At 67.9% G+C, this 19,064-nt stretch carries 35 protein-coding genes; 23 read left to right on the forward strand and 12 right to left on the reverse strand.

Translation table 11 applies throughout. The features are described 5' to 3' along the window. The 7 genes from FF090_RS06090 to FF090_RS06120 are packed head-to-tail and all read right to left on the reverse strand — an operon-like array spanning position 1 to position 4,242. A complete protein-coding gene (locus tag FF090_RS06090; protein WP_138855883.1) occupies positions 1 to 1,416 on the reverse strand; it encodes a phage terminase large subunit family protein in 1,416 nt (471 codons plus the stop codon). Further along, positions 1,416 to 1,988 (reverse strand): phage protein Gp27 family protein, encoded by a 573-nt coding sequence (locus FF090_RS06095; RefSeq protein ID WP_138855884.1) that lies wholly within the window; start codon positions 1,986 to 1,988, stop codon positions 1,416 to 1,418. The genes FF090_RS06090 and FF090_RS06095 overlap by 1 nt, the downstream gene beginning before the upstream one ends. Positions 1,989 to 1,994: 6 nt before the next feature. Beyond that, positions 1,995 to 2,309, reverse strand: a complete 315-nt coding sequence (locus FF090_RS06100) for a hypothetical protein (RefSeq protein ID WP_138855885.1) — start codon at positions 2,307 to 2,309, stop codon at positions 1,995 to 1,997. Then, positions 2,299 to 2,637: a hypothetical protein gene (locus FF090_RS06105; protein ID WP_138855886.1), complete on the reverse strand. Its 339-nt coding sequence runs from the start codon at positions 2,635 to 2,637 to the stop codon at positions 2,299 to 2,301. The genes FF090_RS06100 and FF090_RS06105 overlap by 11 nt, the downstream gene beginning before the upstream one ends. Next, entirely contained in the window at positions 2,634 to 3,203 is a 570-nt protein-coding gene (locus FF090_RS06110) for a hypothetical protein (RefSeq protein WP_138855887.1), read from the reverse strand. The genes FF090_RS06105 and FF090_RS06110 overlap by 4 nt, the downstream gene beginning before the upstream one ends. Continuing rightward, positions 3,200 to 3,859, reverse strand: coding sequence for a transglycosylase SLT domain-containing protein (locus FF090_RS06115; RefSeq protein WP_138855888.1), 660 nt, complete (start codon positions 3,857 to 3,859; stop codon positions 3,200 to 3,202). Before FF090_RS06115 ends, FF090_RS06110 begins: the two co-directional genes overlap by 4 nt. A gap of 11 nt (positions 3,860 to 3,870) precedes the next feature. Continuing rightward, entirely contained in the window at positions 3,871 to 4,242 is a 372-nt protein-coding gene (locus FF090_RS06120) for a putative holin (RefSeq protein WP_138855889.1), read from the reverse strand. Between the two features lie 133 nt (positions 4,243 to 4,375). Here FF090_RS06120 and FF090_RS06125 point away from each other — a divergent pair, with 133 nt between their 5' ends. From FF090_RS06125 to FF090_RS06135, 3 genes are all read left to right on the forward strand, one after another. After that, the gene (locus FF090_RS06125) at positions 4,376 to 4,708 is read left to right on the forward strand and encodes a hypothetical protein (protein ID WP_138855890.1); all 333 of its coding nucleotides are present in this window, start codon (positions 4,376 to 4,378) and stop codon (positions 4,706 to 4,708) included. Positions 4,709 to 4,712: 4 nt separating this feature from the next. Beyond that, positions 4,713 to 4,937 carry a hypothetical protein gene (locus FF090_RS06130; RefSeq protein ID WP_138855891.1) on the forward strand — a complete coding sequence of 75 codons (225 nt, stop codon included), beginning with the start codon at positions 4,713 to 4,715 and terminating at the stop codon, positions 4,935 to 4,937. 117 nt (positions 4,938 to 5,054) lie between these two features. After that, on the forward strand, positions 5,055 to 5,273 hold the full coding sequence (locus FF090_RS06135) for a hypothetical protein (RefSeq protein ID WP_138855892.1): 219 nt from the start codon (positions 5,055 to 5,057) through the stop codon (positions 5,271 to 5,273). A 45-nt stretch (positions 5,274 to 5,318) separates the two neighbouring features. On the opposite strand, the gene FF090_RS06140 is transcribed toward FF090_RS06135, so the two are convergent. Genes FF090_RS06140 through FF090_RS06155 form a run of 4 tightly spaced genes read right to left on the reverse strand, consistent with a single transcriptional unit; the run spans position 5,319 to position 7,109 of the window. Then, on the reverse strand, positions 5,319 to 5,624 hold the full coding sequence (locus FF090_RS06140) for a hypothetical protein (RefSeq protein WP_138855893.1): 306 nt from the start codon (positions 5,622 to 5,624) through the stop codon (positions 5,319 to 5,321). 50 nt (positions 5,625 to 5,674) lie between these two features. Beyond that, complete coding sequence (locus FF090_RS06145; protein WP_138855894.1) at positions 5,675 to 6,163, reverse strand: hypothetical protein; 489 nt, start codon at positions 6,161 to 6,163, stop codon at positions 5,675 to 5,677. Then, complete coding sequence (locus FF090_RS06150; protein ID WP_138855895.1) at positions 6,157 to 6,615, reverse strand: hypothetical protein; 459 nt, start codon at positions 6,613 to 6,615, stop codon at positions 6,157 to 6,159. The genes FF090_RS06145 and FF090_RS06150 overlap by 7 nt, the downstream gene beginning before the upstream one ends. Beyond that, positions 6,612 to 7,109 carry a helix-turn-helix domain-containing protein gene (locus tag FF090_RS06155; protein WP_138855896.1) on the reverse strand — a complete coding sequence of 166 codons (498 nt, stop codon included), beginning with the start codon at positions 7,107 to 7,109 and terminating at the stop codon, positions 6,612 to 6,614. The genes FF090_RS06150 and FF090_RS06155 overlap by 4 nt, the downstream gene beginning before the upstream one ends. Before the next feature lie 400 nt (positions 7,110 to 7,509). On the opposite strand from FF090_RS06155, the gene FF090_RS06160 reads away from it, so the two are divergent. After that, entirely contained in the window at positions 7,510 to 7,773 is a 264-nt protein-coding gene (locus FF090_RS06160) for a BcepMu_gp16 family phage-derived protein (protein ID WP_138855897.1), read from the forward strand. 18 nt (positions 7,774 to 7,791) lie between these two features. Here FF090_RS06160 and FF090_RS06165 read toward each other — a convergent pair whose 3' ends face one another. Continuing rightward, a complete protein-coding gene (locus tag FF090_RS06165) occupies positions 7,792 to 8,070 on the reverse strand; it encodes a hypothetical protein (protein WP_138855898.1) in 279 nt (92 codons plus the stop codon). Positions 8,071 to 8,193: 123 nt separating this feature from the next. On the opposite strand from FF090_RS06165, the gene FF090_RS06170 reads away from it, so the two are divergent. From FF090_RS06170 to FF090_RS06250, 19 genes are all read left to right on the forward strand, one after another. Beyond that, positions 8,194 to 8,667: a hypothetical protein gene (locus FF090_RS06170; protein ID WP_138855899.1), complete on the forward strand. Its 474-nt coding sequence runs from the start codon at positions 8,194 to 8,196 to the stop codon at positions 8,665 to 8,667. After that, on the forward strand, positions 8,667 to 8,894 hold the full coding sequence (locus FF090_RS06175) for a hypothetical protein (RefSeq protein ID WP_138855900.1): 228 nt from the start codon (positions 8,667 to 8,669) through the stop codon (positions 8,892 to 8,894). The genes FF090_RS06170 and FF090_RS06175 overlap by 1 nt, the downstream gene beginning before the upstream one ends. Beyond that, positions 8,891 to 9,262: an IclR family transcriptional regulator gene (locus FF090_RS06180; protein ID WP_246071521.1), complete on the forward strand. Its 372-nt coding sequence runs from the start codon at positions 8,891 to 8,893 to the stop codon at positions 9,260 to 9,262. Before FF090_RS06175 ends, FF090_RS06180 begins: the two co-directional genes overlap by 4 nt. A 29-nt stretch (positions 9,263 to 9,291) precedes the next feature. After that, complete coding sequence (locus FF090_RS06185; RefSeq protein WP_138855901.1) at positions 9,292 to 10,194, forward strand: hypothetical protein; 903 nt, start codon at positions 9,292 to 9,294, stop codon at positions 10,192 to 10,194. Then, positions 10,176 to 11,990 (forward strand): integrase, encoded by a 1,815-nt coding sequence (locus FF090_RS06190; RefSeq protein WP_246071522.1) that lies wholly within the window; start codon positions 10,176 to 10,178, stop codon positions 11,988 to 11,990. Before FF090_RS06185 ends, FF090_RS06190 begins: the two co-directional genes overlap by 19 nt. Then, the gene (locus FF090_RS06195; RefSeq protein ID WP_246071523.1) at positions 11,987 to 13,255 is read left to right on the forward strand and encodes an AAA family ATPase; all 1,269 of its coding nucleotides are present in this window, start codon (positions 11,987 to 11,989) and stop codon (positions 13,253 to 13,255) included. The genes FF090_RS06190 and FF090_RS06195 overlap by 4 nt, the downstream gene beginning before the upstream one ends. 12 nt (positions 13,256 to 13,267) lie before the next feature. Next, complete coding sequence (locus FF090_RS19140) at positions 13,268 to 13,420, forward strand: hypothetical protein (RefSeq protein WP_175423553.1); 153 nt, start codon at positions 13,268 to 13,270, stop codon at positions 13,418 to 13,420. After that, complete coding sequence (locus FF090_RS06200; RefSeq protein WP_138855902.1) at positions 13,417 to 13,605, forward strand: hypothetical protein; 189 nt, start codon at positions 13,417 to 13,419, stop codon at positions 13,603 to 13,605. Before FF090_RS19140 ends, FF090_RS06200 begins: the two co-directional genes overlap by 4 nt. After that, positions 13,602 to 14,213: an HI_1489 N-terminal domain-containing protein gene (locus FF090_RS06205; RefSeq protein ID WP_138855903.1), complete on the forward strand. Its 612-nt coding sequence runs from the start codon at positions 13,602 to 13,604 to the stop codon at positions 14,211 to 14,213. Before FF090_RS06200 ends, FF090_RS06205 begins: the two co-directional genes overlap by 4 nt. Next, positions 14,210 to 14,452, forward strand: a complete 243-nt coding sequence (locus FF090_RS06210; RefSeq protein WP_138855904.1) for a hypothetical protein — start codon at positions 14,210 to 14,212, stop codon at positions 14,450 to 14,452. Before FF090_RS06205 ends, FF090_RS06210 begins: the two co-directional genes overlap by 4 nt. Position 14,453: 1 nt before the next feature. Then, positions 14,454 to 14,969 carry a host-nuclease inhibitor Gam family protein gene (locus FF090_RS06215; RefSeq protein ID WP_138855905.1) on the forward strand — a complete coding sequence of 172 codons (516 nt, stop codon included), beginning with the start codon at positions 14,454 to 14,456 and terminating at the stop codon, positions 14,967 to 14,969. Then, entirely contained in the window at positions 14,966 to 15,187 is a 222-nt protein-coding gene (locus FF090_RS06220; RefSeq protein WP_138855906.1) for a hypothetical protein, read from the forward strand. Before FF090_RS06215 ends, FF090_RS06220 begins: the two co-directional genes overlap by 4 nt. Further along, the gene (locus FF090_RS19145) at positions 15,184 to 15,351 is read left to right on the forward strand and encodes a hypothetical protein (protein WP_175423554.1); all 168 of its coding nucleotides are present in this window, start codon (positions 15,184 to 15,186) and stop codon (positions 15,349 to 15,351) included. The genes FF090_RS06220 and FF090_RS19145 overlap by 4 nt, the downstream gene beginning before the upstream one ends. Further along, complete coding sequence (locus FF090_RS06225) at positions 15,344 to 15,997, forward strand: gp16 family protein (protein ID WP_175423555.1); 654 nt, start codon at positions 15,344 to 15,346, stop codon at positions 15,995 to 15,997. Before FF090_RS19145 ends, FF090_RS06225 begins: the two co-directional genes overlap by 8 nt. Continuing rightward, positions 15,994 to 16,437: a Mor transcription activator family protein gene (locus FF090_RS06230; RefSeq protein WP_175423556.1), complete on the forward strand. Its 444-nt coding sequence runs from the start codon at positions 15,994 to 15,996 to the stop codon at positions 16,435 to 16,437. Before FF090_RS06225 ends, FF090_RS06230 begins: the two co-directional genes overlap by 4 nt. Before the next feature lie 129 nt (positions 16,438 to 16,566). Further along, positions 16,567 to 17,550 (forward strand): peptidase, encoded by a 984-nt coding sequence (locus tag FF090_RS06235; RefSeq protein ID WP_246071524.1) that lies wholly within the window; start codon positions 16,567 to 16,569, stop codon positions 17,548 to 17,550. Positions 17,551 to 17,568: 18 nt separating this feature from the next. Beyond that, complete coding sequence (locus FF090_RS06240) at positions 17,569 to 18,489, forward strand: major capsid protein (protein WP_138855909.1); 921 nt, start codon at positions 17,569 to 17,571, stop codon at positions 18,487 to 18,489. A gap of 32 nt (positions 18,490 to 18,521) precedes the next feature. Next, entirely contained in the window at positions 18,522 to 18,728 is a 207-nt protein-coding gene (locus FF090_RS06245) for a hypothetical protein (RefSeq protein ID WP_138855910.1), read from the forward strand. Between the two features lie 6 nt (positions 18,729 to 18,734). Further along, positions 18,735 to 19,061 (forward strand): DUF2190 family protein, encoded by a 327-nt coding sequence (locus FF090_RS06250; protein ID WP_138855911.1) that lies wholly within the window; start codon positions 18,735 to 18,737, stop codon positions 19,059 to 19,061. The last annotated feature ends 3 nt before the right edge of the window (positions 19,062 to 19,064 follow it).

A 19,064-nucleotide genomic window follows, 5' to 3' on the forward strand; every position in this document is an offset into this window, starting at 1 on the left:
TCATCCTGGGTAAGCGGCCAGGCTGGCGCCCAGGCCAGAGCGGCGCGGCCGGCTGGCCACCAGCGGCGGGCCCGATGGGCCTTCGCTCGCGTGCTTGGCCAGGGCCAGGGCCCAGAAGCGGTCGGCGTGGCCGTCGGGCGTGCTCTCGGCCACGAAGCGGATGTTCCCGGCCGCCGTGGTCACCTTCTGCACCTTGCGCAGATCGGCGCGGATCTTGGGGTCATCGGGAATGCGCAGCTTGCGGTCTTCCATGGCGCCGCGCAGCGGGTAAGCCAGTGCCTCCTTCACCGGGCCGGTGAAGCTCACGCCTTCAATGCGGCGCTCGCCAAAGCGGTCCTGCGCGTCGTCGGTCCAGCCAATCCCCAGGCCCGTTTGGTCAATGCACACCCGCTCGCAGATGGCGAACCAGGGCCACAGAATCTTTTCCTGCTCGCTCTTGCGCATGCGCTCCAGCGTCTCGACGTGGCGGGTGTAGAGCACATCACCAATCAGTTCCACCACCCAGAGCACCGTCAGGTCCTTCTTGCGGCCGATGTCCACGCCTGCGAACAGCCGGCCGGTGAAAGGGCCCTCCAGGCCGCGCTGCCAGTCCACCCCGGCCGCGTACTCGCAGGCGGTGATCAGCCCGTATTCCAGGAACTTCTCATCGTCGTCGGCCGGGATGCACATGTATTCCTGGTCGAACGACTCTTCATCCGCCGCGCCGCGCCGCACGAAGTCGAAGTAGGCCGCCTCGTCCATGTCCTGCTGCTCGTCGTCGGCAGGCAGGGCCTGCTGCAGCTTGTACAGAAAGCCCTGGTCCAGCGCGTCTTGCAGCGTCACCCGGTGCAGGCTGATCTTCTTGGGGTTGCCGCGTTCCTTGGCCTCGCGGATCAGCCCGTTGAAAAAGCTGTGCGAGCCCCGGTGCGTGCTCACCAGCTCCATGCTGCCGCCCCAGGTGATGCCGGGGTAGGCAATGGCCCAGAGCTTGCGCTGGTCGGCGTGCAGCGCGAACTCGTCCAAGATGCGGCTGCCGCGCTTGCCGGCCTGTGCGTCCGGATTGCTGCTCATGCTGTGGATGCGCCGCCCGCTGGCGAACTGCAGCACGTAGGCGCTGATCTTCTTGTCCGGGTCGATCACCACCTCGCCCAGGTCGCGCGCTGCCAGGTTCATCAAGCCGGCCCAGAGCTTGCAGTCTTCGATGAACAGGCGGGCCTGAATGTCATCGCGGCTGCTCACCCATTCGTCAAAGCGCGCACCTTGTGCGGCCGCGCGCTCGGCCGCGCCGTAGGCCGTGGACCAGCTGATGCCGATCTGCCGGCTCTTCTCCATCAGCTTGATGCGCGAGCCGTCCTTGATCCAGCGCGACTGAAACGGCAGAAAGACCGCATCGCGGTCCACCGGCAGCACCTTGGCCCGGCCCTTGATCTTGGCCATCACACGATCCCCAGCGCCTCGCGGATCGCCCGCTTGGTGTCCTCGGTCACGCCGCCCTTGTTGCCCAGCGCATCCAGCTTGGCGCGCTGTTCTTCCAGCAACTGCTTGCGCGCGGCGGCCTCCACCTCGCGCTGGAACTGCTTGAGGTTGACCGAGCTGCGCGTCAGCGTGGCGATGTTCTTGGCGGCGCTGCTCAGCATGGCCACCCGCTCGCCGGCATCGGCCTCGGGGTCATCGGCCTCCTGCAGCGCCAAGATGGCCTCGAACAGCTCGGTCTGCACCAGGGCGGTGAGCGCCTCGCTGCGCGCGTCCTTGTCGTCGCCGGCCTGCGCCTGGATGAGCTTGGCGGCTTCGGTGCTGGCCCGTATGGCGGCCAGCCGGCGCTCCAGCTTCTGGCCATAGCGATGCACCGCCGTGCGGCTGGGCAGCTCGCCGGCTTCGGCCGCGCTGGGCCAGCGTTCGCGCAGCTGCGCGATCAGCTCGTCCAGCGTGCAGCGGCCGGCGGCGATCTGCGCCTCCAGGAAGGCGCGGACGTCCGCAGGTAAGCGGCTGATGCGGCTCTTTTGACCCATGCCAGCTCAACCCGGCCAGTACTTCACAGGACGAGCAATGCCCGGGTCGCAGTCCACGGTGTACTCGGCCACGTCCACGCCGTGGCGCGTCAACTCGGCAGACCAGTGGCCATCAGGATGACGCTTGATTTCCACCAGCTTGCGGTCTTCCAAATAGTCCAGCTCACGGCGCAGCTCCAGCGCCGTGGCGTCCGGGAACACGCTTTGCGCCACGGACAGCACGACGGACTCAACAGCACCCATAGGACGGGCGTTGTTCAGCGTCAGGATTACCAGCCAGCGCAGCTGCTCGCGCCGCGCCCGAGCCATGTCAATCTGCATGCTTGCCTCCGTTCACCATGCCGCGCAGTAGGGCGTTTTCAAACTTGGTGGCCAGTCCGTCGAGCTTGGCCTCGATCACCGACTGACCACGGATGTAGTCCTCTCGCCGCACATAGTTCAGCGGCAGATCGGCCTTGAGCATCAGCAACTCACGCTCGATTCGGTCCCACTGGCTGGCCTCATTGGTGATCAGCTCTTCAATCGCCTCAAAGCGGCGGTCCTGGTGCCGCTGCTGCTGCGAGAGCAGCAGCTTGGCCACCGACCAAAACGCGCCAATCAGCAGCGAGACCAACGACACCACGTGCCAGGCATCCAGTTGCACAGTCATTGCAGCGGCCCTTTCACATCGGCGCGGGTGTTGTCATGCCAAGCCCTCAGCGCGTCGATGCGCTGTCGGCAGGCTTCGTACTGCTGCCCAACGTCGAGGGCCCAGCCGGCCAGGTCGCGGTCGCTGGCAGCGGTGGCAGTGGGGGCATCGGCTCCAGCAGCAGCCTGGGCGGGCGCGGGCACTCGGGCAACGCGAAGCCCTGGGGCACCGTCGAGCAAGCGCAAAGCGTCATCGCCCAAGCAAGGGCTGCCCCGCGTGAAATGAACCATCGCATCGCTGCGCTCCTTCGCCTGCTGGCGCTGTTGGTGTTCCAGGTGGCGCAACTCCGCGCTGAGCCGCTCGCCGTGTGCGTGCGCGGCGGCCAAGCGGCGCGCCTGCTCCACCGCCGCCAGGCGGGCCGCTTCCGCGTGCTCAGCGCGGGTCTGACTCAGTTCGCGCTGCAGGGCCTCAATGCGGGGCGCCTGCTCGGCCAGGCCGGCGCGGTAGCCTTGGCCCCGGCCGCAGGAGCCGCCCATCAGCAAGCCGCCCAGCAGGGCAACCGCCACGGCAATCAGCAGCGCCCTCATAGCCCAGCCCCCCAGCTCGCGTAGCGCGGTTGCAGCACGTTCAAGATGCGGTGGGGGTAGCCCAGGTTTTCAGCGCAGTGCAGTGCTGCGCGCCGCGCCTGGCCGCACGCGGCGTCCACGGCCGCTGGGGTATCAGGGCGGCCGGCAGCCAGCGCCACGCGGCGTTCGGCCTGCCAGTGGCCCAAGCCCCCGTTGTAGGCCCGCAGCGCCACCCAAATGCGTTCGCGCGGTGCGTACTGCGGCGGCGCACGGTCGAACAACCAGCGGTCATAGCCGGCCAGTGCGCGCAGGGCCCAGGTGGGGTTTGCGGGTTGGCAGTCGAGCGCGCTCAGGCCATGCAGCTCACACCACCACTTCGCCGTGGCCGGCATGAACTGCGCCAAGCCTTGGGCGCCCACATGGCTCACAGCCTGAGGCCGCCAGCCACTCTCTTGATGCACCTGCGCGGCCAGGGCAGCTACTGGTGCGTCCAGCCCCCAGTGCAGATGCGCCGCGCGGGTCAGTTCCGCGCGGTAGGGCGCGGCCGCTGCGGGCGTTTGGGCCAGCAAGGCCATGGGCCAGACCAGCAGCGCGGCCCAAGCCACCAACAGCACCAGCACCGCCAGGCGTTGCAAGCGTGCCGCGCGCACGGGGCGCCACCCCTCCGGGGCCTTCATGCGCCCAGCCATCACGCGCCCAACCCCATGGCCACCATCGTGGCCGCCACGATCAGGGCGCGGCGCAGCATGCATGTGCCCGCCAGGCGCAGCTGATCAGGGTCGCGCAGCGTCTCCAAAAGCACCGGCACTTCGCCTGCCCTTGCGGCCGGCGCAATCTCTTGCTCGCAAGGCAAAAAGTGGTCCGGCCGCGCATAGGGAAACAGGCTGCGGTCCAACCAGTAGCCCACCACGCCCGCCAGGCTGACCAGGCTGAGCTTGTACAGGCTCACCGGCAGTTGCTGCGGTGCCAGCAGGGCCACAAGCAGCGCCAGAGCCAAGGTGATGAACAGCCAACCGCTCAGGCGCGGCAGCACGGTAGGTGAAAGGGTTTTAGGTGCCATGCAGCCACTTTGATGCGGGCGCGCGCGCGCGCCCGAGTAAAGCGCTTTACTCGTTCACGGTGACGCATGCGCGCGAGCATGGCCACCTCACCGAACGGGCGTCAGCCCAACCCCAGCCTAGGAGCCACAAAGCATGAACCTCATCAAACCCACCGTGGGCCGCAAGGTCTGGTACCGCCCGAGCTTGTACGACCTGGCCGGCCCCGTGCCCATGAGCATCTCGGGCTCTGTGGCGGCTGGCAACGCACAACCCCTGGATGCCACCGTGCTGGCCGTGTGGGGCGACCGCTGCATCAATGTGCAAGTGCTGGACATCACCGGCAAGGCCTTCACCAAGATGTCGGTGACGCTGAAGCAGGAGGGCGACACCATGCCGGTCGATTCCGAGGGCAAAGAAGTGCTCGGCTATTGCGAATGGATGCCCTACCAGCAGAGCGCGGCCAAGAAGGACGCCTGCGAGAGCTGACACGATGCAACGCATGCATCGCCTGGTTGCAGCTGTCGGCTATGTGGTGCTGCTGCTGTGGCTGCTGGGCTGTGTGGGCGCGGGCGATTTCACGCTCCGGTTCACAGCCTGGCAGCCAGCGAAGCCTCCCGTGCCTTCCGTGGGCGAACAGGCAAAAAAAACCCCGGCAGTGCCGGGGTTCGAAGCCTTGATGCTGTCATCACACGCAAGGCCCTGCTCAGGGAGGTGAAGCAGGTGGCCGAAGCCAGCCCGCAGGGTAACAGAGGGCCCGGCTTGTTCGCCTTGTAGGGCACCGATGAAATCGGCCATCAGGCGGCGCGTAAGAGCGCCAGTGAGGACTGACACGATGAAGCACCACATCCGCCCAAGGCTGAAGCGCATGGCGCTCAAGGCCAGCCAGGCGCTCACCGCACTGGCTGGCGCGGCCCTGCTGGTGCCGGCCTTGGAGGGTCAGCGTGAGGCCCTGGCTTGGCTCATCGTCGGCCTCGGCCTGCTTCAGGCCGCCTGCGGTGACAGCGAAGCACAGCCAGCGAGCGACCCCACCCTGCCGGCCCTACGCGAATGACACCTGCGCTGATCCCCGGCGGGCTGCTTGCGGCCAGCGCCCACATCAGTCTTCGCCGCCAGGGCGAAGCGGGCCCGGCGCAGGCCCTTCAACTCGCTGCCGGTCTGTTAGCGCGGCTGCAAAGCCCTGCCACAGCTGCGGCATCTGCAAGCGGGGCGGCAACTGCGTGGCCAGGCGGTCCAGCGCCTGCTCGTACTCCTCCAACACCCCCGCCACCGCCGCAGGCTCCAGACGCAGAACCAAGCTGTGCAATAGCGCCTCGCAAGCCAGCAGGCGGTTCAGGATCTGCGTCTGTGAGTGCCCCAGTTCCCTGATCGCGCGGTGCGTTGGGTCTTCGGGTTGATCGCTCATGCGTGGGCTTTCCAAGGCTCAGGGGTTCACGGTGAGCACAGCGTTGCCGATCACGCTATGGGTCTCTGCCGAAGCGCCTGCAGGCGCTGTGAGCTCGCCGCTGCGGCTAGCGGTTCGATCTGGTTCACGATGCGGCGGTATTGATCTGCACGCGCCTGGTAGGCAGCCTGTTCGGCGCTGCGCTTGGCGCGCTTGCAGATCAGCACGCCGGCCTCCAGCACCCGGCTGACAAAGCCCGCACGCTGGCGCTGCCGCACGGTAGCGGGCTGGTGCCCGAACATCCCTTGCGCCCAGGCATGGCTGTTGGCCACCAGCCATTCAATCTCCTGCAGGGCCTCCTCGAATTGGCCCGCCTGCTGCAGATACTTGGCCAGCTTGTCGTCGGCCCAGCCCTCGCCCAGCAGCGCCTTGCGCCGCCGCAGCGCTGCAATGGCCCCGGCCCAGTCGCCCGCGCGTTTCAGCGCCGTGGCTTGGCGGTCGAGCTGGTACTCCTCGGCGTCCATCACGGCCGCCAGCGCTTCGCTGCGCGTAATCACCACCGCCCCGCGCGGGAAAGGGCCACGGCGCGCTCCAGGTACTGAACCTCCGCCTCCCAATCTGCGATCACGTGGCGCATGCGCCGGCGCACCAGATCCAGCCAAGTGGCCGACCCCAACACGCCAAGGGCCCAGACCGCCAAGGCCGGCACCGGCATGGGCAAAGCCTCACCTGAGAACAACGGTCGGCGAGTCAGGCCCAGGACGAAGAGCCCGGCACCCAGAGTCGTCCATCCCAGCAGCAGCAAACAGGGCGCATTCACATAGAAGCCCAGCCGAGCACGCCAGCTCTCAGCTTGCGCCTGGCGCAGTTGGGCTTCCAGCTCACACAGGGACGGGCGCTCGGGCTCTGCCAGCGGCTCCGCACAGTTGACATCACGCCCGGCCACGTGACCAAACACCGGCGCATGGATATTGATCGTGGTGTGGTGCGGCCCTTCTTCTGAATCGCTCACTTCTTTCTTCCCCCTGGGGTCTCGCCCCTGTTGTTGATATTTCGCCCGGCCACGCCGCCGTAGACCGGGGCGTTCACATTGACATTGGCGCCGCCGCCCACTTGCACGGTGTGCGCGCCGCTGTTACTCATGCCGCCTGCACCGGCAGGGCTACCGGCCCCTAAGCCTGCAGCGAACAACGCCGCCGTCTGGATGAGGTTCTGCCGGGCCTGCGCGTTGCAGCGGCGATAGCTGTCGAGCAGCACCTGCTCGGCAGCGTCGAGCTTGGCGCCGGCAGGGTCGCGCGATCCGGTCAGCAGGTAGTTCACATCTGCGCCGAACTCTGTCACGAGTTTCAACAGCGACGAGCCATCTGGCAGGCGCTTGTCCGCCTCCCAACCAGCTACCGATTTGCGATCAACCCCAAGCCGCTCGGCGAACTCCGTCTGGGGCATGTCGCCCCTCAAGTCACGGATCCGCATCCCTGCCGAAAACAAACTCTCGTTAGGGTTCATAAATTCCCTTGCAAGTGGGAAATGAATTCCCCATAATCACACCCAAGCCAGCCAAACCAAACCTAACCGCACCGCCCAGGCCAAAAAATGAACCGACTGTTTGCCCTCAGAAACCTCATTGCGTGGGCCCTGCTTCGGACCTTGTTTCCGCGAGCGCTCGCCCGAGCAGAAGGTGCAGCTGTGCTGCTGATTCGGGCGTCAGCTCCCACGTCACCGGCACCAGCTTTGGCCCCACCGGCCCCGCTTGAGCTCGCACTACTAGACCTTCACCCAGCAAGGTCCACGCCACGCCGTCAATCTGTTTCAGACAGCCTAGGGACGCGAGTAGTCCAAGTTCGCCAATCGCCTGCATCGACCCCCCCGGTTCGTTGAGTGTTCTTACACCTATTCACACCATTCTATGAAGCAGCTTCGCACCCCGGCCCAAGCCCGCGCCTGGCTGGACTTTCAGGGCATCTCCATCGCCCAGTGGGCGCGTGAACACCAGGTGCATCACAGCCTGGTGCGCGAGATCCTGGCCGGCCGCAAGAAGTGCCTGCGCGGCATGAGCCACAACATCGCCGTGCTGCTGGGCATGAAGGCCGGCGTCATCACCACGCGGCCGGGCCGGGTGCGGCCGGCAGGCGCGCCGGGCGAAGCCGCTCAGCAAGGGGTCGCCGCATGAAGCCGCCGATCCCCACCGTCATTCCACTGGACCAATTCGACCCAGCTTGGCCCGCAACACCGATTCTTGGTGGCTCGTACGCAAGGCATCCAGCGCCTGCGCCAGCTCGTGCAGCGTGTTGCGAGCGGTGCGCAGACTGCCCGCATCGGCCTGCGGCGGCACCGACTCCCGCCACCGCCGCGTCAGCGTGAGGCCGTCCATGTCTGTCTCGCACTCCACCGCCCAGGCCAGGGTCAGCACGGCGCGGGCCAGGCCCTCTATGCGGCCGGCCAGTTCATCGAAGTCAGTTGCGTCCATGGACAGCGCCTCCCTGTGTCGTTATTCGGAGCCTGCAATGTGCCACCCCGTTGGCGCTTGGACGCCTGGCACGGGCGGCCTTTGTTTGGATGCTGAGTGCAAGCACCTCGGAGGGCTCTTCCAATGAGCGGACGCGCTTGGAAAACCTACCAACCCAGCACCCTGCGCGACGCGCTGCAGGCCTGCAAGGACTACGCGCTGCAAAAGCACCGCCTGAGCGTCGAGCGCCTTGCCGAGCGCATGGGGCTGGAGGACCACTGGGCCCTCTACAAGTGGATCGCCAACGGCCGCATGCCGCTGGTGAATGTGCCGGCCTACGAGCACGCCTGCGGCTGCAACTTTGTCACCCGCTGGCTGGCCGCCACCAGCGGCAAGCTGCTGGTGGACATGCCCAAGGGCCTGGCGCCCCAGCCGGGCGACCTGGTGGCGCTGAACACCAGCTGCGCCCAGGCGCTGCAACTGCTCACCGAGTTCTACGCCGCCAACGGCCAGGCCGACGCGGCCCCGGCCCTGGAGGCCCTGCGCACCCACCTGGAACAGGTGGCCTTTCACCACCGCAACGTGGCCGCCTACCGCGCGCCCGAACTGGAGTTCTGATGAGCACCCCGATTCAAGTTAGAGCGGCCGACGTGCTGCGCGCGGTCATGGGCAGTGACGCTGCACCGCAGGATGTGCTGCTGCACGACGCCGAGCGCGTGATCGCCGCGACCCTTCAGGCCTTGGCGCTGGCTGCTCTGAGTCGCTCCGTGGCCGTGCATCTTGGTAACGGCCACGCACTGGTGATCACCGTGCAGCCATCGCGGCAGGCCGGGGGGCATGCATGAGCAACCCAGCCCGCCCCGAAACCACCACCGCCCTGAAACCCCTGCCCAGCCCCGTCAAGAAAACCTGCGACCTGTTTCGCCTGCTCTCAGGCCATGAGTTGCTCGGTCTGACCCCGGGCGAGATCGCCAAGGGCTTGGCCGTATCGCCCAGCTGGGTGTCCATCAACCTGCCCGCTCTGGCTGCCGAGACCGGCTTTGTCGAGCAGGTGCCCGGTACCAACCGCTGGCGCCTGGGTGTGCCCTTGGTGCGCATTGCCGTCACGGTCAGCGTGCAGCTCAACCAAGCGCGCCGGCAACTGGATGAATTGCAGCAGCGCTATGGCGGCATGGCGGACATGGATGCCATCCGCGACCGCTACAGCCGCTGAACCCTCCCTACAACCACACCACTCCCAACATGCCCAAAAAGCCCACCCCTGCACTGCAAGCCCAGGAAACCGCTCTCGCACCCCAGGTGCTGGAGGCCGACATTGCCGCCCACAACCAGCGAGCCGTGGCCAAGCTGGAGCAGAACCAGCGCGTCACGGCATTGGCGCACCAACTCAACTACCAGGGCAGCACCGACCCGGCGGTGCTGGAGAACTCAGCGCAGGACGCTATTCGCCGCCTGGGCGCCGCGATCTTTGAGTTGGGCGCTTACCTGCTGCTGATGAAAGAGGCTTGCGCCCACGGCGCCTTCCTGCCTGCTTTGGAGCGCCTTGGCATCGTTCCTGTCACAGCCCAGCGCTACATGAACGTGACGCGCCGGTTTGCAAATGCGTCCCCGGGGATGCATTTGGAGAAGGCCGGCATCAAGAAGATGGTTGAGCTGCTCCCGCTCGACGATGAGCAAATCGGCGAACTGACCGAGCTGGGCCAGACCGGAGAGCTGGCCTTGGACGACGTGGCCCGCATGTCGGTGAGGGAGCTGCGCGCCGCCGTGCGCGAGATTCGTAAGGATCGCGAAGCCGACGCCACCCTGCTGGAAAAACGCAACTCCCGCATCGACAAGCTGGAGCGCGACCTCGGCCGTATCGACCGCCTGGACCCCGCCGACAAACTGGCGCAGCAGCAGAAGGCGGCCACCGAGGCGCAGCGGCACGCCTCGGCCATCTTGATCGGCGAACTGCGCCAGCGCTTCATTGCCGTGGACAACGCCGCCGACGAACGCGCCCCCCAGACCCTGTTCCTGGCCGGACTGGTGGGCCAGTTGCAGGCCGACCTGGCCGCGCTGCGCGAAGAGTTCAACCTGCCCGACGTCAGCCGGGCGGCCGACGCCGAATTGGTCGCCGAGGTGGCGCAATGGAACAAGACCACCTGAGCCCGAGCGCCGCCGCCATGCCCATGAGCCCCACCACCGTGGCCCGCTGCGCGCAGCTGGCGCAGCAGCTGGCCCGCGCGCCGCACGGCGCTGGTGCGGCGCTGAAGCAGGCGGCCTGCGCTGAGCTGGGCGTCAGCCTGGCCACCTTGCACCGCTACCTGGCCCAGGTGGCCCAGCGCCCCGAGCGCAAGCAGCGCGCCGATGCCGGCGAGGTGGCGCTGCCCCTGGCCGAGGCACAGCTCATCACCGGCCTGCTCACAAGCAGTGCCCGCAAAACGGGCAAGCGCCTGCTTTCCATCGGCCAGGCCGTCGAGATCCTGCGGGCCAATGGCGAACTGCGTGCCGAGCGCATGGACGCTGCGACGGGCGAGCTGCACCCGCTGTCGGACAGTGCCATCGCCCGCGCCCTTCGCGCCCACGGCGTACACCCCGACCAGCTGGCTCGCGCCACCCCGGCGGTGGAGCTCAAGAGCCTGCACCCCAACCATGTGTGGCAGATCGACGCCAGCCTCTGCGTTCTCTACTACCTACACGCCGAGAAGGAGGCCGAGGCGGGCCTGCAGGTGATGCACCGCGATCAGTTCTACAAGAACAAGCCCAAGAACCTGAAGGCCATTGAGGCCGACCGGGTGTGGAGCTACGAGGCCACCGACCACCACAGTGGCGCGCTGATGCTGCACTACGTGATGGGCGCCGAGAGCAGCGCCAACCTGGTCGAGAGCTTCCTGCAGTTCGTCCATGCCCGTGAGGCCGACCCCGTGCACGGCGTGCCGCGCATCCTGATGATGGACATGGGCAGCGCCAACACCAGCGGCCTGTTCAAGAACCTGGCGCGCCGCCTGCAAGTCGAGCTGATTGCTCACATGCCCGGCAACGCGCGCGCCACCGGCCAGGTGGAAAACGCCCGCAACATCATTGAGCGCAGCTTCGAGTCGTCGTTGCGCCTGGCGCCGGTGCGCAGCCTGGCCGAGCTGAATGCACAGGCGCAACGCTGGGTGCGTTGGTACAACGCCACCAAGGTGCACAGCCGCCACGGCCGCACCCGCAACGACCAATGGCTGAGCATCACGGCCGAGCAGCTGCGCCTGGCGCCCGGCATTGAGTTGTGCCGCGAGCTCCTGAGCCACGAGCCCGAAACCCGCGTGGTCAGCCCCACGCTCACGGTCAGCTTCAAGGGCCGCGAGTTCGATGTGCGCGGCGTGCCCGGCGTGATGGTGGGCGAGCGCCTGGCTGTTGCCATCAACCCCTACCAGACTGACGCCGCCTATGCCGTGCTGCGCGACGCCGAAGGCGCCGAGCTGCTGCACGCCGTGCCGGTGGTGGAGCGCGATGCCGCTGGTTTCCGCGAGGATGCCAACGTCATCGGCGAGGACTACGCCCGCCCGGCTGACACCGTGCTGGACACCCGGCGCAAGGAAGTGGAGCGCCAGGTCTGGGGCGGCGATACCCAGGAAGAAACCGAGGCACGCAAGAAGTCGGCTCAGGCGGTGCCCTTTGGCGGGCGCATCGACCCCTACAAGGTCATCGACCAGGCGCCAGCGCCCACCTACATGCCGCGTAGGGGCACTGAGCTGCAGCCCGCAGCGGCCATGGCGGCCCGCGCACCAACCCGTGTACTCACCCTGTTTGAAGCGGCTCAGCACCTGGCCCAGGCCGGCGTGGCCCTGAACCCCGAACGCCATGCGCTGCTGCGCCAGTGGCACCCCGAGGGCGTGCCTGAAGACCAGCTAGCTGCTTTGCGCGACCGACTTGAAAAACGCACCGCGCTGCGCGTGGTGGCCGGAGGTGCCCCGTGATCGGCCTGCAAACCTGTCCCAAATCGTCCCTATTGGCTTTGCCGGGCCTGGGTGGGGCCATCCCCCCAGCGCAGCCCGTCAGCGGCTTGCAGGCCCTGATTTCTGAAGCTGACCTGACGCTGCGCGAAGTGGCGGCTGAGGTGGGCTTCAGTAAATCGGTAATCCAGCGCCTGGTGGCCAACGGTGAATGGCCACGGCGCGGCGTAGAGCGCCTGTACTCCGAGCTCTGGCGGCTGCTGACCCAGCGTGGCGTGAAAGCCAGCCAGCTGCTACTGGCCCTGACCCCCAAACAAATTGGCCCCGGCGTGCAGCAACACGCCGAGGCCGCCCCTGAAGTTGATCCAGCAACCCCCGAGGAGGAATCCATGCTACTGCAGTGCCAAGCCCTGAGCCCCCAAGCCCGCCAGCACTTCGAGCTGCCGCGCAGCCCCTTTGTGGACGACGTGCAGACCCCCGACGACGTGTTCCAGACGCCCAGCGTGCGCTATGTGCGCGCTGCGCTGATGGACTGCGCGCGCCACCACGGCTTCATGGCGGTGGTGGGCGAGAGCGGCGCGGGCAAGAGCACCCTGGCCGAAGACCTGGAAGAGCGCATCAAGGCCAGCGCCCAGGAAATTGTGGTCATCCGCCCCTATGTGCTGGCCATGGAACAGAGCGACGCCAAGGGCAAGACGCTCAAGAGCAGCCACATCGCCGAGGCCATTGCCGCCGCGCTGGACCCCCAGCTCAAGGTCAAGAGCAGCCCCGAGGCCCGCTTTGCCCAGGTGCATGCCCTGCTCAAGGCCAGCCGCAAAGGCGGCTGCCGCCACCTGCTGGTCATTGAAGAGGCGCACTGCCTGCCCACCGCCACCCTCAAGCACCTGAAGCGCTTCCTGGAGCTGAAGGACGGCATGCAGCGCCTGATCGGCGTGGCCCTGATTGCCCAGCCCGAGCTGCGCGAGCGACTGAACAGCCAGAACGCCGAGGTGCGCGAGGTGATGCAGCGCTGCGAGATCGTGGAGCTGGAGCCGCTGGATGCCGAGCTGGAGGGCTACCTGCGCCACAAGTTCGCCCGCTTTGACCTGAAGTTTGAGGACGTGTTCGAGGCTGACGCCGTGGACGCGATCCGCGCCCGCTTGGTGCACACCCCGCGCGGCGGGCGTGCGGCGGACACGCGCTCGATCTGCTACCCCTTGGTGGTGAACAACCTGGTGGCCCGTGCCATGAACGCTGCGGCGGCGGCGTCCTGGCCCAAGGTGGACGCCCAGGTGATTGCCGGCTGCTGATGAGCCATGTCCATGTACCGCGTGACCATCCAAATGCCCGACGGCTCGCAGGGCGAGCACCACGGCCGCTACCTCAGCGGGGTGGATGCCGCGCTGGCCGCGCTGGCCCTGTTCCCCCAGGCCCGGCGGGTGCAAGCCACGTGGTTGGCTGGGGAGGCGCTATGAAGCCCCGCAAGCACTTCTTCGCGCCCGGTGTGGTGCAGCACTGCCCGCGCCCGCGCCGCTGGCTGCAGGGTCTGCAGCGCGCCTGGCCGGCAGTGGTGGCGGCGACGGCCTTGGTGGCTGCGCTGGCCCTTGTGGCCTGCAGCGCCACGCTGGCGCAGTGGCTCAGCAGCTGGAGCACCCCATGAAACCCGCCGACCTGGCTTGCCCCGTGTGTGGCACCGAACTGAGCCCCGCCCAACTGTTTGCAGAGGCCGAAGCCCAGCAGGCCTTTGCCCGCCTGGCCGCCGTGAGCATCCCGCTGGGCGCCCGGGTGTTGCAGTACCTCACCCTGTTCACGCCGCCCAAAACGCGGCTGACGCTGGCCAAGCAGTGCAAGCTGCTGCTGAGCCTGCTGCCCGACCTGGAGCGCCAGGCCATCACGGCCAAGGGGCGGGATTGGCACGTGCCTGTGGCGGCCTGGGCCCAAGCCTTCGACCAACTGCAGGCCAGCCGTGCAGCCGGCCGCCTTGAGCTGCCGCTCAAAGGCCATGGCTACCTGCACGCGGTGCTGGTGGGCCTGGCTGACAAGCACGAAGCCCGGGCCGAGGCCGCCGCCGAACAAGAGCGACGCCACCGCCCTGGGGTGCAGGCCGCGCCCACCCAGGCCGCCGCGCCCGCTGCGGCCGCCTTGCCCACCGCGCGCCGTGACCCCGAGCTGTTGCGCCTGGAAGCCGAAGCTCGCCGCGCCGTGCCTATGCCCGAGGCCCTGCGTGCCAAGTTCCTCAAGTCCAAATCCGAAGGGAGCCCCCAATGACCGAAGCTGACTCTGCCGCCGCAGCCGAATTGGCCATCCAGGTCAACCTGTCCGTGCCGGACCACCTGGCTCCTGACGTGGTGGCCATGGGCCTGCTGACCTATCTGACTGCCCTGGCCGCCACAGCTACACGCGAACAGCGTCGCCGCATGGCCGTGATGGCTTGCAACGCCGCCGCTGAACTGGCCGAGACCGTGCTGCCCGGCCGCACTCCCCCCACCGCCAACCCAGGAGCCTGACATGGCCACTCGCCTCAAGACCAAAGCCACCGCCGTGGTGCCCCAGACCCAAACCGACTGCGCCGCCGACATCAAGCGCATCGGCGACCTGCAGCGCCAGTTCGAACGCCTGCGCGCCGACATGAATGACCAGATTGGCGCCATCACCAAGCAGGCCCAGCCGCAGTTGGAGGCGCTCCACACCGAAGTGCTGGCCCTGCAAGACGGCGTGCAGCGCTACTGCGAGGCCCACCGCGCCGAGCTGTGCGGCAAGGGCAAGACGGCCAACCTGATCACCGGCGAGGTTTCCTGGCGCCAGCGCCCGCCCAGCGTCAGCATCCGGGGCGCCGAGGCCGTGCTGGAGACCCTGCTGCGCATGGGCCTGGGCCGCTTCGTACGCGTGAAGCAAGAGCCCAACAAGGAAGCCATGCTGAACGAGCCCGAGGCGCTCAAGGGCATCGCCGGCATCAGCATCACCACCGGGGTGGAAGACTTCATCATCACTCCCTTCGAGGCCACCGCCGAGGTGCCGGCGTGAGCGGCATCGCGGCCGCCAAGGCCGGCATGGGCTACCAGGCGGCCACCGAGCGGCCGCGCTGCGCGAACTGCCTGTACAGCGCTCAGGAATACGTGGACCGCATGCCGCCCTACGACCGCTCGGGCCTGCGCTGCCGGCGTGGCGGCTACTTGGTGACGGCCTACGCGGTTTGCAGCCAGTACCAGGCGAAGTCGCCCACCAAGAAGGAGGCGGCATGAGTGGCCACTATGACGAAGAGCTGGGCGCGGGCACCGAGCCCGCCCAGGGCTGGAAGTGCCCGCACTGCCTTGGCAGCGCCCACCACCACAGCGATGCCCAGGGCTGCGAACGCCACGCCCAGGACCCGGGCACGCGCATCCAGATCGGCCCCACCGATGTCTAAACCCGCCCCCGCTGCCAGTGGCCGCCGCGCCACCTTGATCAAGCTGATCCATGTGGCCAAGCGCGAGCTGCAGCTGGAAGAGGACACCTACCGCACCCTGTTGCACACCGCCAGCGGCGGGCAGACCAGCACGGCCGCGATGAACGAACGCCAGCTGCAGGCCGTCCTGGAACAGGCCAAGCGCAGCGGCTTTGTGGTGCGCTCGGGCGGCGTAAAGCCGCGCCGCCTGGACCGCAGCCCTGAAGGCCGCAAGGTGCGCGCGCTGTGGCTGTTCTTGCACCACCTGGCCGCCGTGCGCGACCCCAGCGAGGCCGCGCTGGCCAGCTACTGCAAGCGCATTGCGGGCGTGGATGATCTGCACTGGGCCAGCCACCTTCAGATGAACCGGCTGACCGAGACCCTGAAGAAGTGGGCGCTGCGCGATGCGCTGCCGCACGCCATTGCGGCGCTTGAGCGTGAGCTGGCCGAGCAACCTGATGCGCTCTCGCATGCCATGAAATCGTCGGTGCTGGCCCAGGCCGCGGGCCTGCGCCGCCTGCCCAAGCCTGGCTACGACGCGCACCTGAACGTCTGGCGTGCGCTGAACCATGTGCTGGGCCGCCCGGGATGGGCGTCCACAGCCGACATGGAAGCACTGACCGAATGACCCCGCGCCGCGCCATCACCGCCGCCGAACTGGCCGTGCTCGAAACCCGCCTGCCCCCGGGCCTGGCTGATGGCATGCGCGAGCTGGCCCTGTGCCTGTTCGAAGCCCTGGTGCTGGGCAGCGGCCCGGCTGGCGCGGTGGCGCCGTCTGGAGCCTGGGCTGCGCAGCTGCAGGTGCTGGCCGACCTGGTGCTGATGCAACTGCAGCACCTCTCCAACGAGCTGGGCGGCCGGGGCAATATCTACATTGCCAAGGGCATCAACGTGCACCTCTCGGCCCGCGACCGCGCCATGTGCGCGCGCTTTCGGGGCAACAACTACCGCGAGCTGGCCCGCCAGGAAGGGCTGACCGAGATGCGCGTGCGCCAGATCGTGGACGCCTGGCAGCGCGAGCAATACCAGGCGCGCCAGAGCAGCCTGCCGGGGCTGGACGCAGACTGAGCGCCCGGGGCGTTGGTCGGTGTACGTTCGTACTCTTATCGATGCCTCGCGTGCGCGCGAGAACGAGGCCGACCCAGCCTGTAATCAGTAAAGCGCTTTAGTCGAGCGCCAAGGCCTGCGGACGCTGCAATGGCGTCCATGCCTCAACGACTGCACATCTTCAAGCCCGGCGAGTTCACCGCCATGAGCGGCGAGCGCCATGCGTTCACGCCCGCCATGTTGCGCGGCATTGCCGCCAGCTACAGCCCGGCCGTGCACGAAGCCCCCATCGTGGTGGGCCACCCGAAGGCCGATCTGCCCGCCTACGGCTGGGTGCAGGGGCTGGAATACCAAGAGAGCGACGACGCCAGCGGCCCGGCCGGCTTGTACGCCCAGGTGGCCCAGGTCAATGCCGACTTCGCCGACATGGTGGCGGCCGGCGCCTTCAAAAAGATCAGCGCCGCCTTCTACGGCGCCCAGGCCCCCGGCAACCCCTGCCCGGGCAGCCTGTACCTGCGCCATGTGGGCTTTCTCGGCGCCCAGCCGCCGGCCGTGAAGGGCCTGCGCAACCCCGCATTCAGCGACGCCGAGGACGGCGTGCTGTGCTTTTCCGAGCCCACCGATCCCTCTTCACCCACCCAGGAGTCCGCCGTGACCGAAGAAGAAGCCGCGCAATTGCGCGCCGAGAACGAGCGCCTTGCTGCGCAGAACGCCGCCCTGGCGGCTCAAGCCGCCGAGGCCGCTGCGGCCGGCCGCCACGCCGAGAACCTGGCCTTCGCCGAGAAGTTGGTGGCCGATGGCCGCTTGCTGAGCGCGGCCCTGCCCGTGATCGTGGCCACGCTGGACCACTTGGCCGCCGCCGAGACCCCCATCGAGTTCGGCGAGGGTGAAGCCAAGGCCCCGCTGCTCAAGGGCCTGAAAGAGCAGCTGCAGGCCAGCCCCGTGCTGGCGCCCCTGGGGCAAACCGCCACCACCGGCCGCGCGGCCGCCAATGGTGACCCGGCACCTGGCGAGGACCTGGCCTTTGCCGAGGGCGCCAACCCGGCGCGCCTGGAGCAGCACAAACAGATCCTGGCCCACGCCGCCAAACACCAGCTGAGCTACGCCGACGCGGCGGCCGCTGTTCTCAAGTAATCCAACCGGAGACCCCCCATGGGACGCCTTAGCAATCTGCGCATCGTCGACCCCGTGCTCACCGCCTTGGCGGTGGGCTATATGAACGCCCAGCTGGTGGCCGACCAGCTCATGCCCTTCGTGGCGGTGGAAAAGGAAGGCGGCAAGATCCCGCTGTTCGGCAAAGAGCACTTCAAGCTCTACAACACCGAGCGCGCGCTGCGGGCCAAGAGCAACCGCATCTCGCCCGAGGACGTGGGCTCAGTGGATGTGGCGATGGACGAGCACGATCTCGAATACCCCATCGACTACCGCGAAGACGCAGAGAGCGCCTACCCGTTGCAGGCGCGCGGCACCAACATCGTGGTCGAAGGCATCCGCCTGCGTCACGAACGCATGGTGGCTGACATGGCCCAGAACCCCGCCAACTACGGCGCCGGCAACAAGATCACGCTGGCGGGCGCCAGTTGCTGGAGCGACCCGGCCTCGGACCCCGAGGGCGTGATCAGCGACGCCAAGGCCGCCATTCGCGCCAAGATCGTCAAAGAGCCCAACACCATGGTGATCGGCTACGACACCTGGCGCCTGCTCAAGAAGCATCCGCAGCTCAAGGCCATCTTGAGCGACACCCGCCCGCGCCTGGTGCAGATCGCCGATTTGAAGGAAATCTTCGAGATCGAGAACATCGTGGTGGGCCGCGCCGTGCAGGCCAACGATGCCGGCGTGACCAGCGACATCTGGGGCGACACCGCCGTGCTGGCCTATGTGCCCGGTGCCGGCAGCTCGCCCCGCAGCCCCTACGAGCCCAGCTTTGGCTACACGCTGCGCAAGAAGGGCCAGCCGGTGGTGGATACCCGCACCGAGGACGGCAAGGTGGAGCTGATCCGCAACACGGACATCTTCCGCCCCTTCCTGCTGGGTGCCGACGCCGGCTACCTGGTCAGCAACACCCGCGCTTAACCGGCCCGCCCGCCGCACTGAAAGGAGTCCTCATGGCCAAGAAGAACCCGACCGCGTCGCAAGGCGCCAGCGAAGCCCCAGCCACCCAGACCTACCGGGTGGGTGGCACGCCCATCCTGCTCGACGGCGAGCGCTACGAGAGCGGCGATGCCATCGAGCTCACCGAAGCCAAAGCCCGAGGCCTCGACGTTCGTCTGGACGTGCGCCAGGCGCCCGCTGACACCGAGTCCCAGGAGTAAGCCCCCATGAAGACCGAAAAGATCCTGCTGACCACCACGGTGCTGGCCGTGGCCGCGCTGCCGAAGCTGCGCTTTGTGACCTTTGCCGGTGGCGTGCCCGCTGCCGGTGCCCGCACCCTGGGCGTGGCCGCCGTGAACGCCGACAACGGCGAGCAGACGCCGGTGAACACGCATGGCGAGCTGCTGGTGGAAGCCGGTGCCGCCATTGCGGTGGGCGCCGAGGTGGAAACCGACGCGAGCGGCCGCGCCATCACCAAGACCACCGGGGTGGTGTGCGGTGTGGCCCGCGATGCGGCCACGGCGGCGGGCGAGTTCATCCGCATCCTGCGCTGAGCT

The organism is Inhella inkyongensis (assembly GCF_005952805.1).
GTDB classification, from domain to species: Bacteria; Pseudomonadota; Gammaproteobacteria; order Burkholderiales; family Burkholderiaceae_C; genus Inhella; species Inhella inkyongensis.

What these genes read in the sequence shown, in the direction of transcription:
- FF090_RS06205 (WP_138855903.1), top strand. Translation starts at nt 13,602, where the DNA reads ATGAAACCCGCCGACCTGGCTTGCCCCGTGTGTGGCACCGAACTGAGC.
- FF090_RS06095 (WP_138855884.1), bottom strand. Translation starts at nt 1,988, where the DNA reads ATGGGTCAAAAGAGCCGCATCAGCCGCTTACCTGCGGACGTCCGCGCC.
- FF090_RS06225 (WP_175423555.1), top strand. Translation starts at nt 15,344, where the DNA reads ATGTCTAAACCCGCCCCCGCTGCCAGTGGCCGCCGCGCCACCTTGATC.
- FF090_RS06245 (WP_138855910.1), top strand. Translation starts at nt 18,522, where the DNA reads ATGGCCAAGAAGAACCCGACCGCGTCGCAAGGCGCCAGCGAAGCCCCA.
- FF090_RS06170 (WP_138855899.1), top strand. Translation starts at nt 8,194, where the DNA reads ATGAGCGGACGCGCTTGGAAAACCTACCAACCCAGCACCCTGCGCGAC.
- FF090_RS06105 (WP_138855886.1), bottom strand. Translation starts at nt 2,637, where the DNA reads ATGACTGTGCAACTGGATGCCTGGCACGTGGTGTCGTTGGTCTCGCTG.
- FF090_RS19145 (WP_175423554.1), top strand. Translation starts at nt 15,184, where the DNA reads ATGAGTGGCCACTATGACGAAGAGCTGGGCGCGGGCACCGAGCCCGCC.
- FF090_RS06190 (WP_246071522.1), top strand. Translation starts at nt 10,176, where the DNA reads ATGGAACAAGACCACCTGAGCCCGAGCGCCGCCGCCATGCCCATGAGC.
- FF090_RS06140 (WP_138855893.1), bottom strand. Translation starts at nt 5,624, where the DNA reads ATGAGCGATCAACCCGAAGACCCAACGCACCGCGCGATCAGGGAACTG.
- FF090_RS06120 (WP_138855889.1), bottom strand. Translation starts at nt 4,242, where the DNA reads ATGGCACCTAAAACCCTTTCACCTACCGTGCTGCCGCGCCTGAGCGGT.
- FF090_RS06110 (WP_138855887.1), bottom strand. Translation starts at nt 3,203, where the DNA reads ATGAGGGCGCTGCTGATTGCCGTGGCGGTTGCCCTGCTGGGCGGCTTG.
- FF090_RS06165 (WP_138855898.1), bottom strand. Translation starts at nt 8,070, where the DNA reads ATGGACGCAACTGACTTCGATGAACTGGCCGGCCGCATAGAGGGCCTG.
- FF090_RS06135 (WP_138855892.1), top strand. Translation starts at nt 5,055, where the DNA reads ATGAAGCACCACATCCGCCCAAGGCTGAAGCGCATGGCGCTCAAGGCC.
- FF090_RS06250 (WP_138855911.1), top strand. Translation starts at nt 18,735, where the DNA reads ATGAAGACCGAAAAGATCCTGCTGACCACCACGGTGCTGGCCGTGGCC.
- FF090_RS06100 (WP_138855885.1), bottom strand. Translation starts at nt 2,309, where the DNA reads ATGCAGATTGACATGGCTCGGGCGCGGCGCGAGCAGCTGCGCTGGCTG.
- FF090_RS06115 (WP_138855888.1), bottom strand. Translation starts at nt 3,859, where the DNA reads ATGAAGGCCCCGGAGGGGTGGCGCCCCGTGCGCGCGGCACGCTTGCAA.
- FF090_RS06200 (WP_138855902.1), top strand. Translation starts at nt 13,417, where the DNA reads ATGAAGCCCCGCAAGCACTTCTTCGCGCCCGGTGTGGTGCAGCACTGC.
- FF090_RS06210 (WP_138855904.1), top strand. Translation starts at nt 14,210, where the DNA reads ATGACCGAAGCTGACTCTGCCGCCGCAGCCGAATTGGCCATCCAGGTC.
- FF090_RS06240 (WP_138855909.1), top strand. Translation starts at nt 17,569, where the DNA reads ATGGGACGCCTTAGCAATCTGCGCATCGTCGACCCCGTGCTCACCGCC.
- FF090_RS06125 (WP_138855890.1), top strand. Translation starts at nt 4,376, where the DNA reads ATGAACCTCATCAAACCCACCGTGGGCCGCAAGGTCTGGTACCGCCCG.
- FF090_RS06235 (WP_246071524.1), top strand. Translation starts at nt 16,567, where the DNA reads ATGGCGTCCATGCCTCAACGACTGCACATCTTCAAGCCCGGCGAGTTC.
- FF090_RS19140 (WP_175423553.1), top strand. Translation starts at nt 13,268, where the DNA reads ATGTACCGCGTGACCATCCAAATGCCCGACGGCTCGCAGGGCGAGCAC.
- FF090_RS06175 (WP_138855900.1), top strand. Translation starts at nt 8,667, where the DNA reads ATGAGCACCCCGATTCAAGTTAGAGCGGCCGACGTGCTGCGCGCGGTC.
- FF090_RS06185 (WP_138855901.1), top strand. Translation starts at nt 9,292, where the DNA reads ATGCCCAAAAAGCCCACCCCTGCACTGCAAGCCCAGGAAACCGCTCTC.
- FF090_RS06155 (WP_138855896.1), bottom strand. Translation starts at nt 7,109, where the DNA reads ATGAACCCTAACGAGAGTTTGTTTTCGGCAGGGATGCGGATCCGTGAC.
- FF090_RS06160 (WP_138855897.1), top strand. Translation starts at nt 7,510, where the DNA reads ATGAAGCAGCTTCGCACCCCGGCCCAAGCCCGCGCCTGGCTGGACTTT.
- FF090_RS06130 (WP_138855891.1), top strand. Translation starts at nt 4,713, where the DNA reads ATGCAACGCATGCATCGCCTGGTTGCAGCTGTCGGCTATGTGGTGCTG.
- FF090_RS06090 (WP_138855883.1), bottom strand. Translation starts at nt 1,416, where the DNA reads ATGGCCAAGATCAAGGGCCGGGCCAAGGTGCTGCCGGTGGACCGCGAT.
- FF090_RS06215 (WP_138855905.1), top strand. Translation starts at nt 14,454, where the DNA reads ATGGCCACTCGCCTCAAGACCAAAGCCACCGCCGTGGTGCCCCAGACC.
- FF090_RS06230 (WP_175423556.1), top strand. Translation starts at nt 15,994, where the DNA reads ATGACCCCGCGCCGCGCCATCACCGCCGCCGAACTGGCCGTGCTCGAA.
- FF090_RS06180 (WP_246071521.1), top strand. Translation starts at nt 8,891, where the DNA reads ATGAGCAACCCAGCCCGCCCCGAAACCACCACCGCCCTGAAACCCCTG.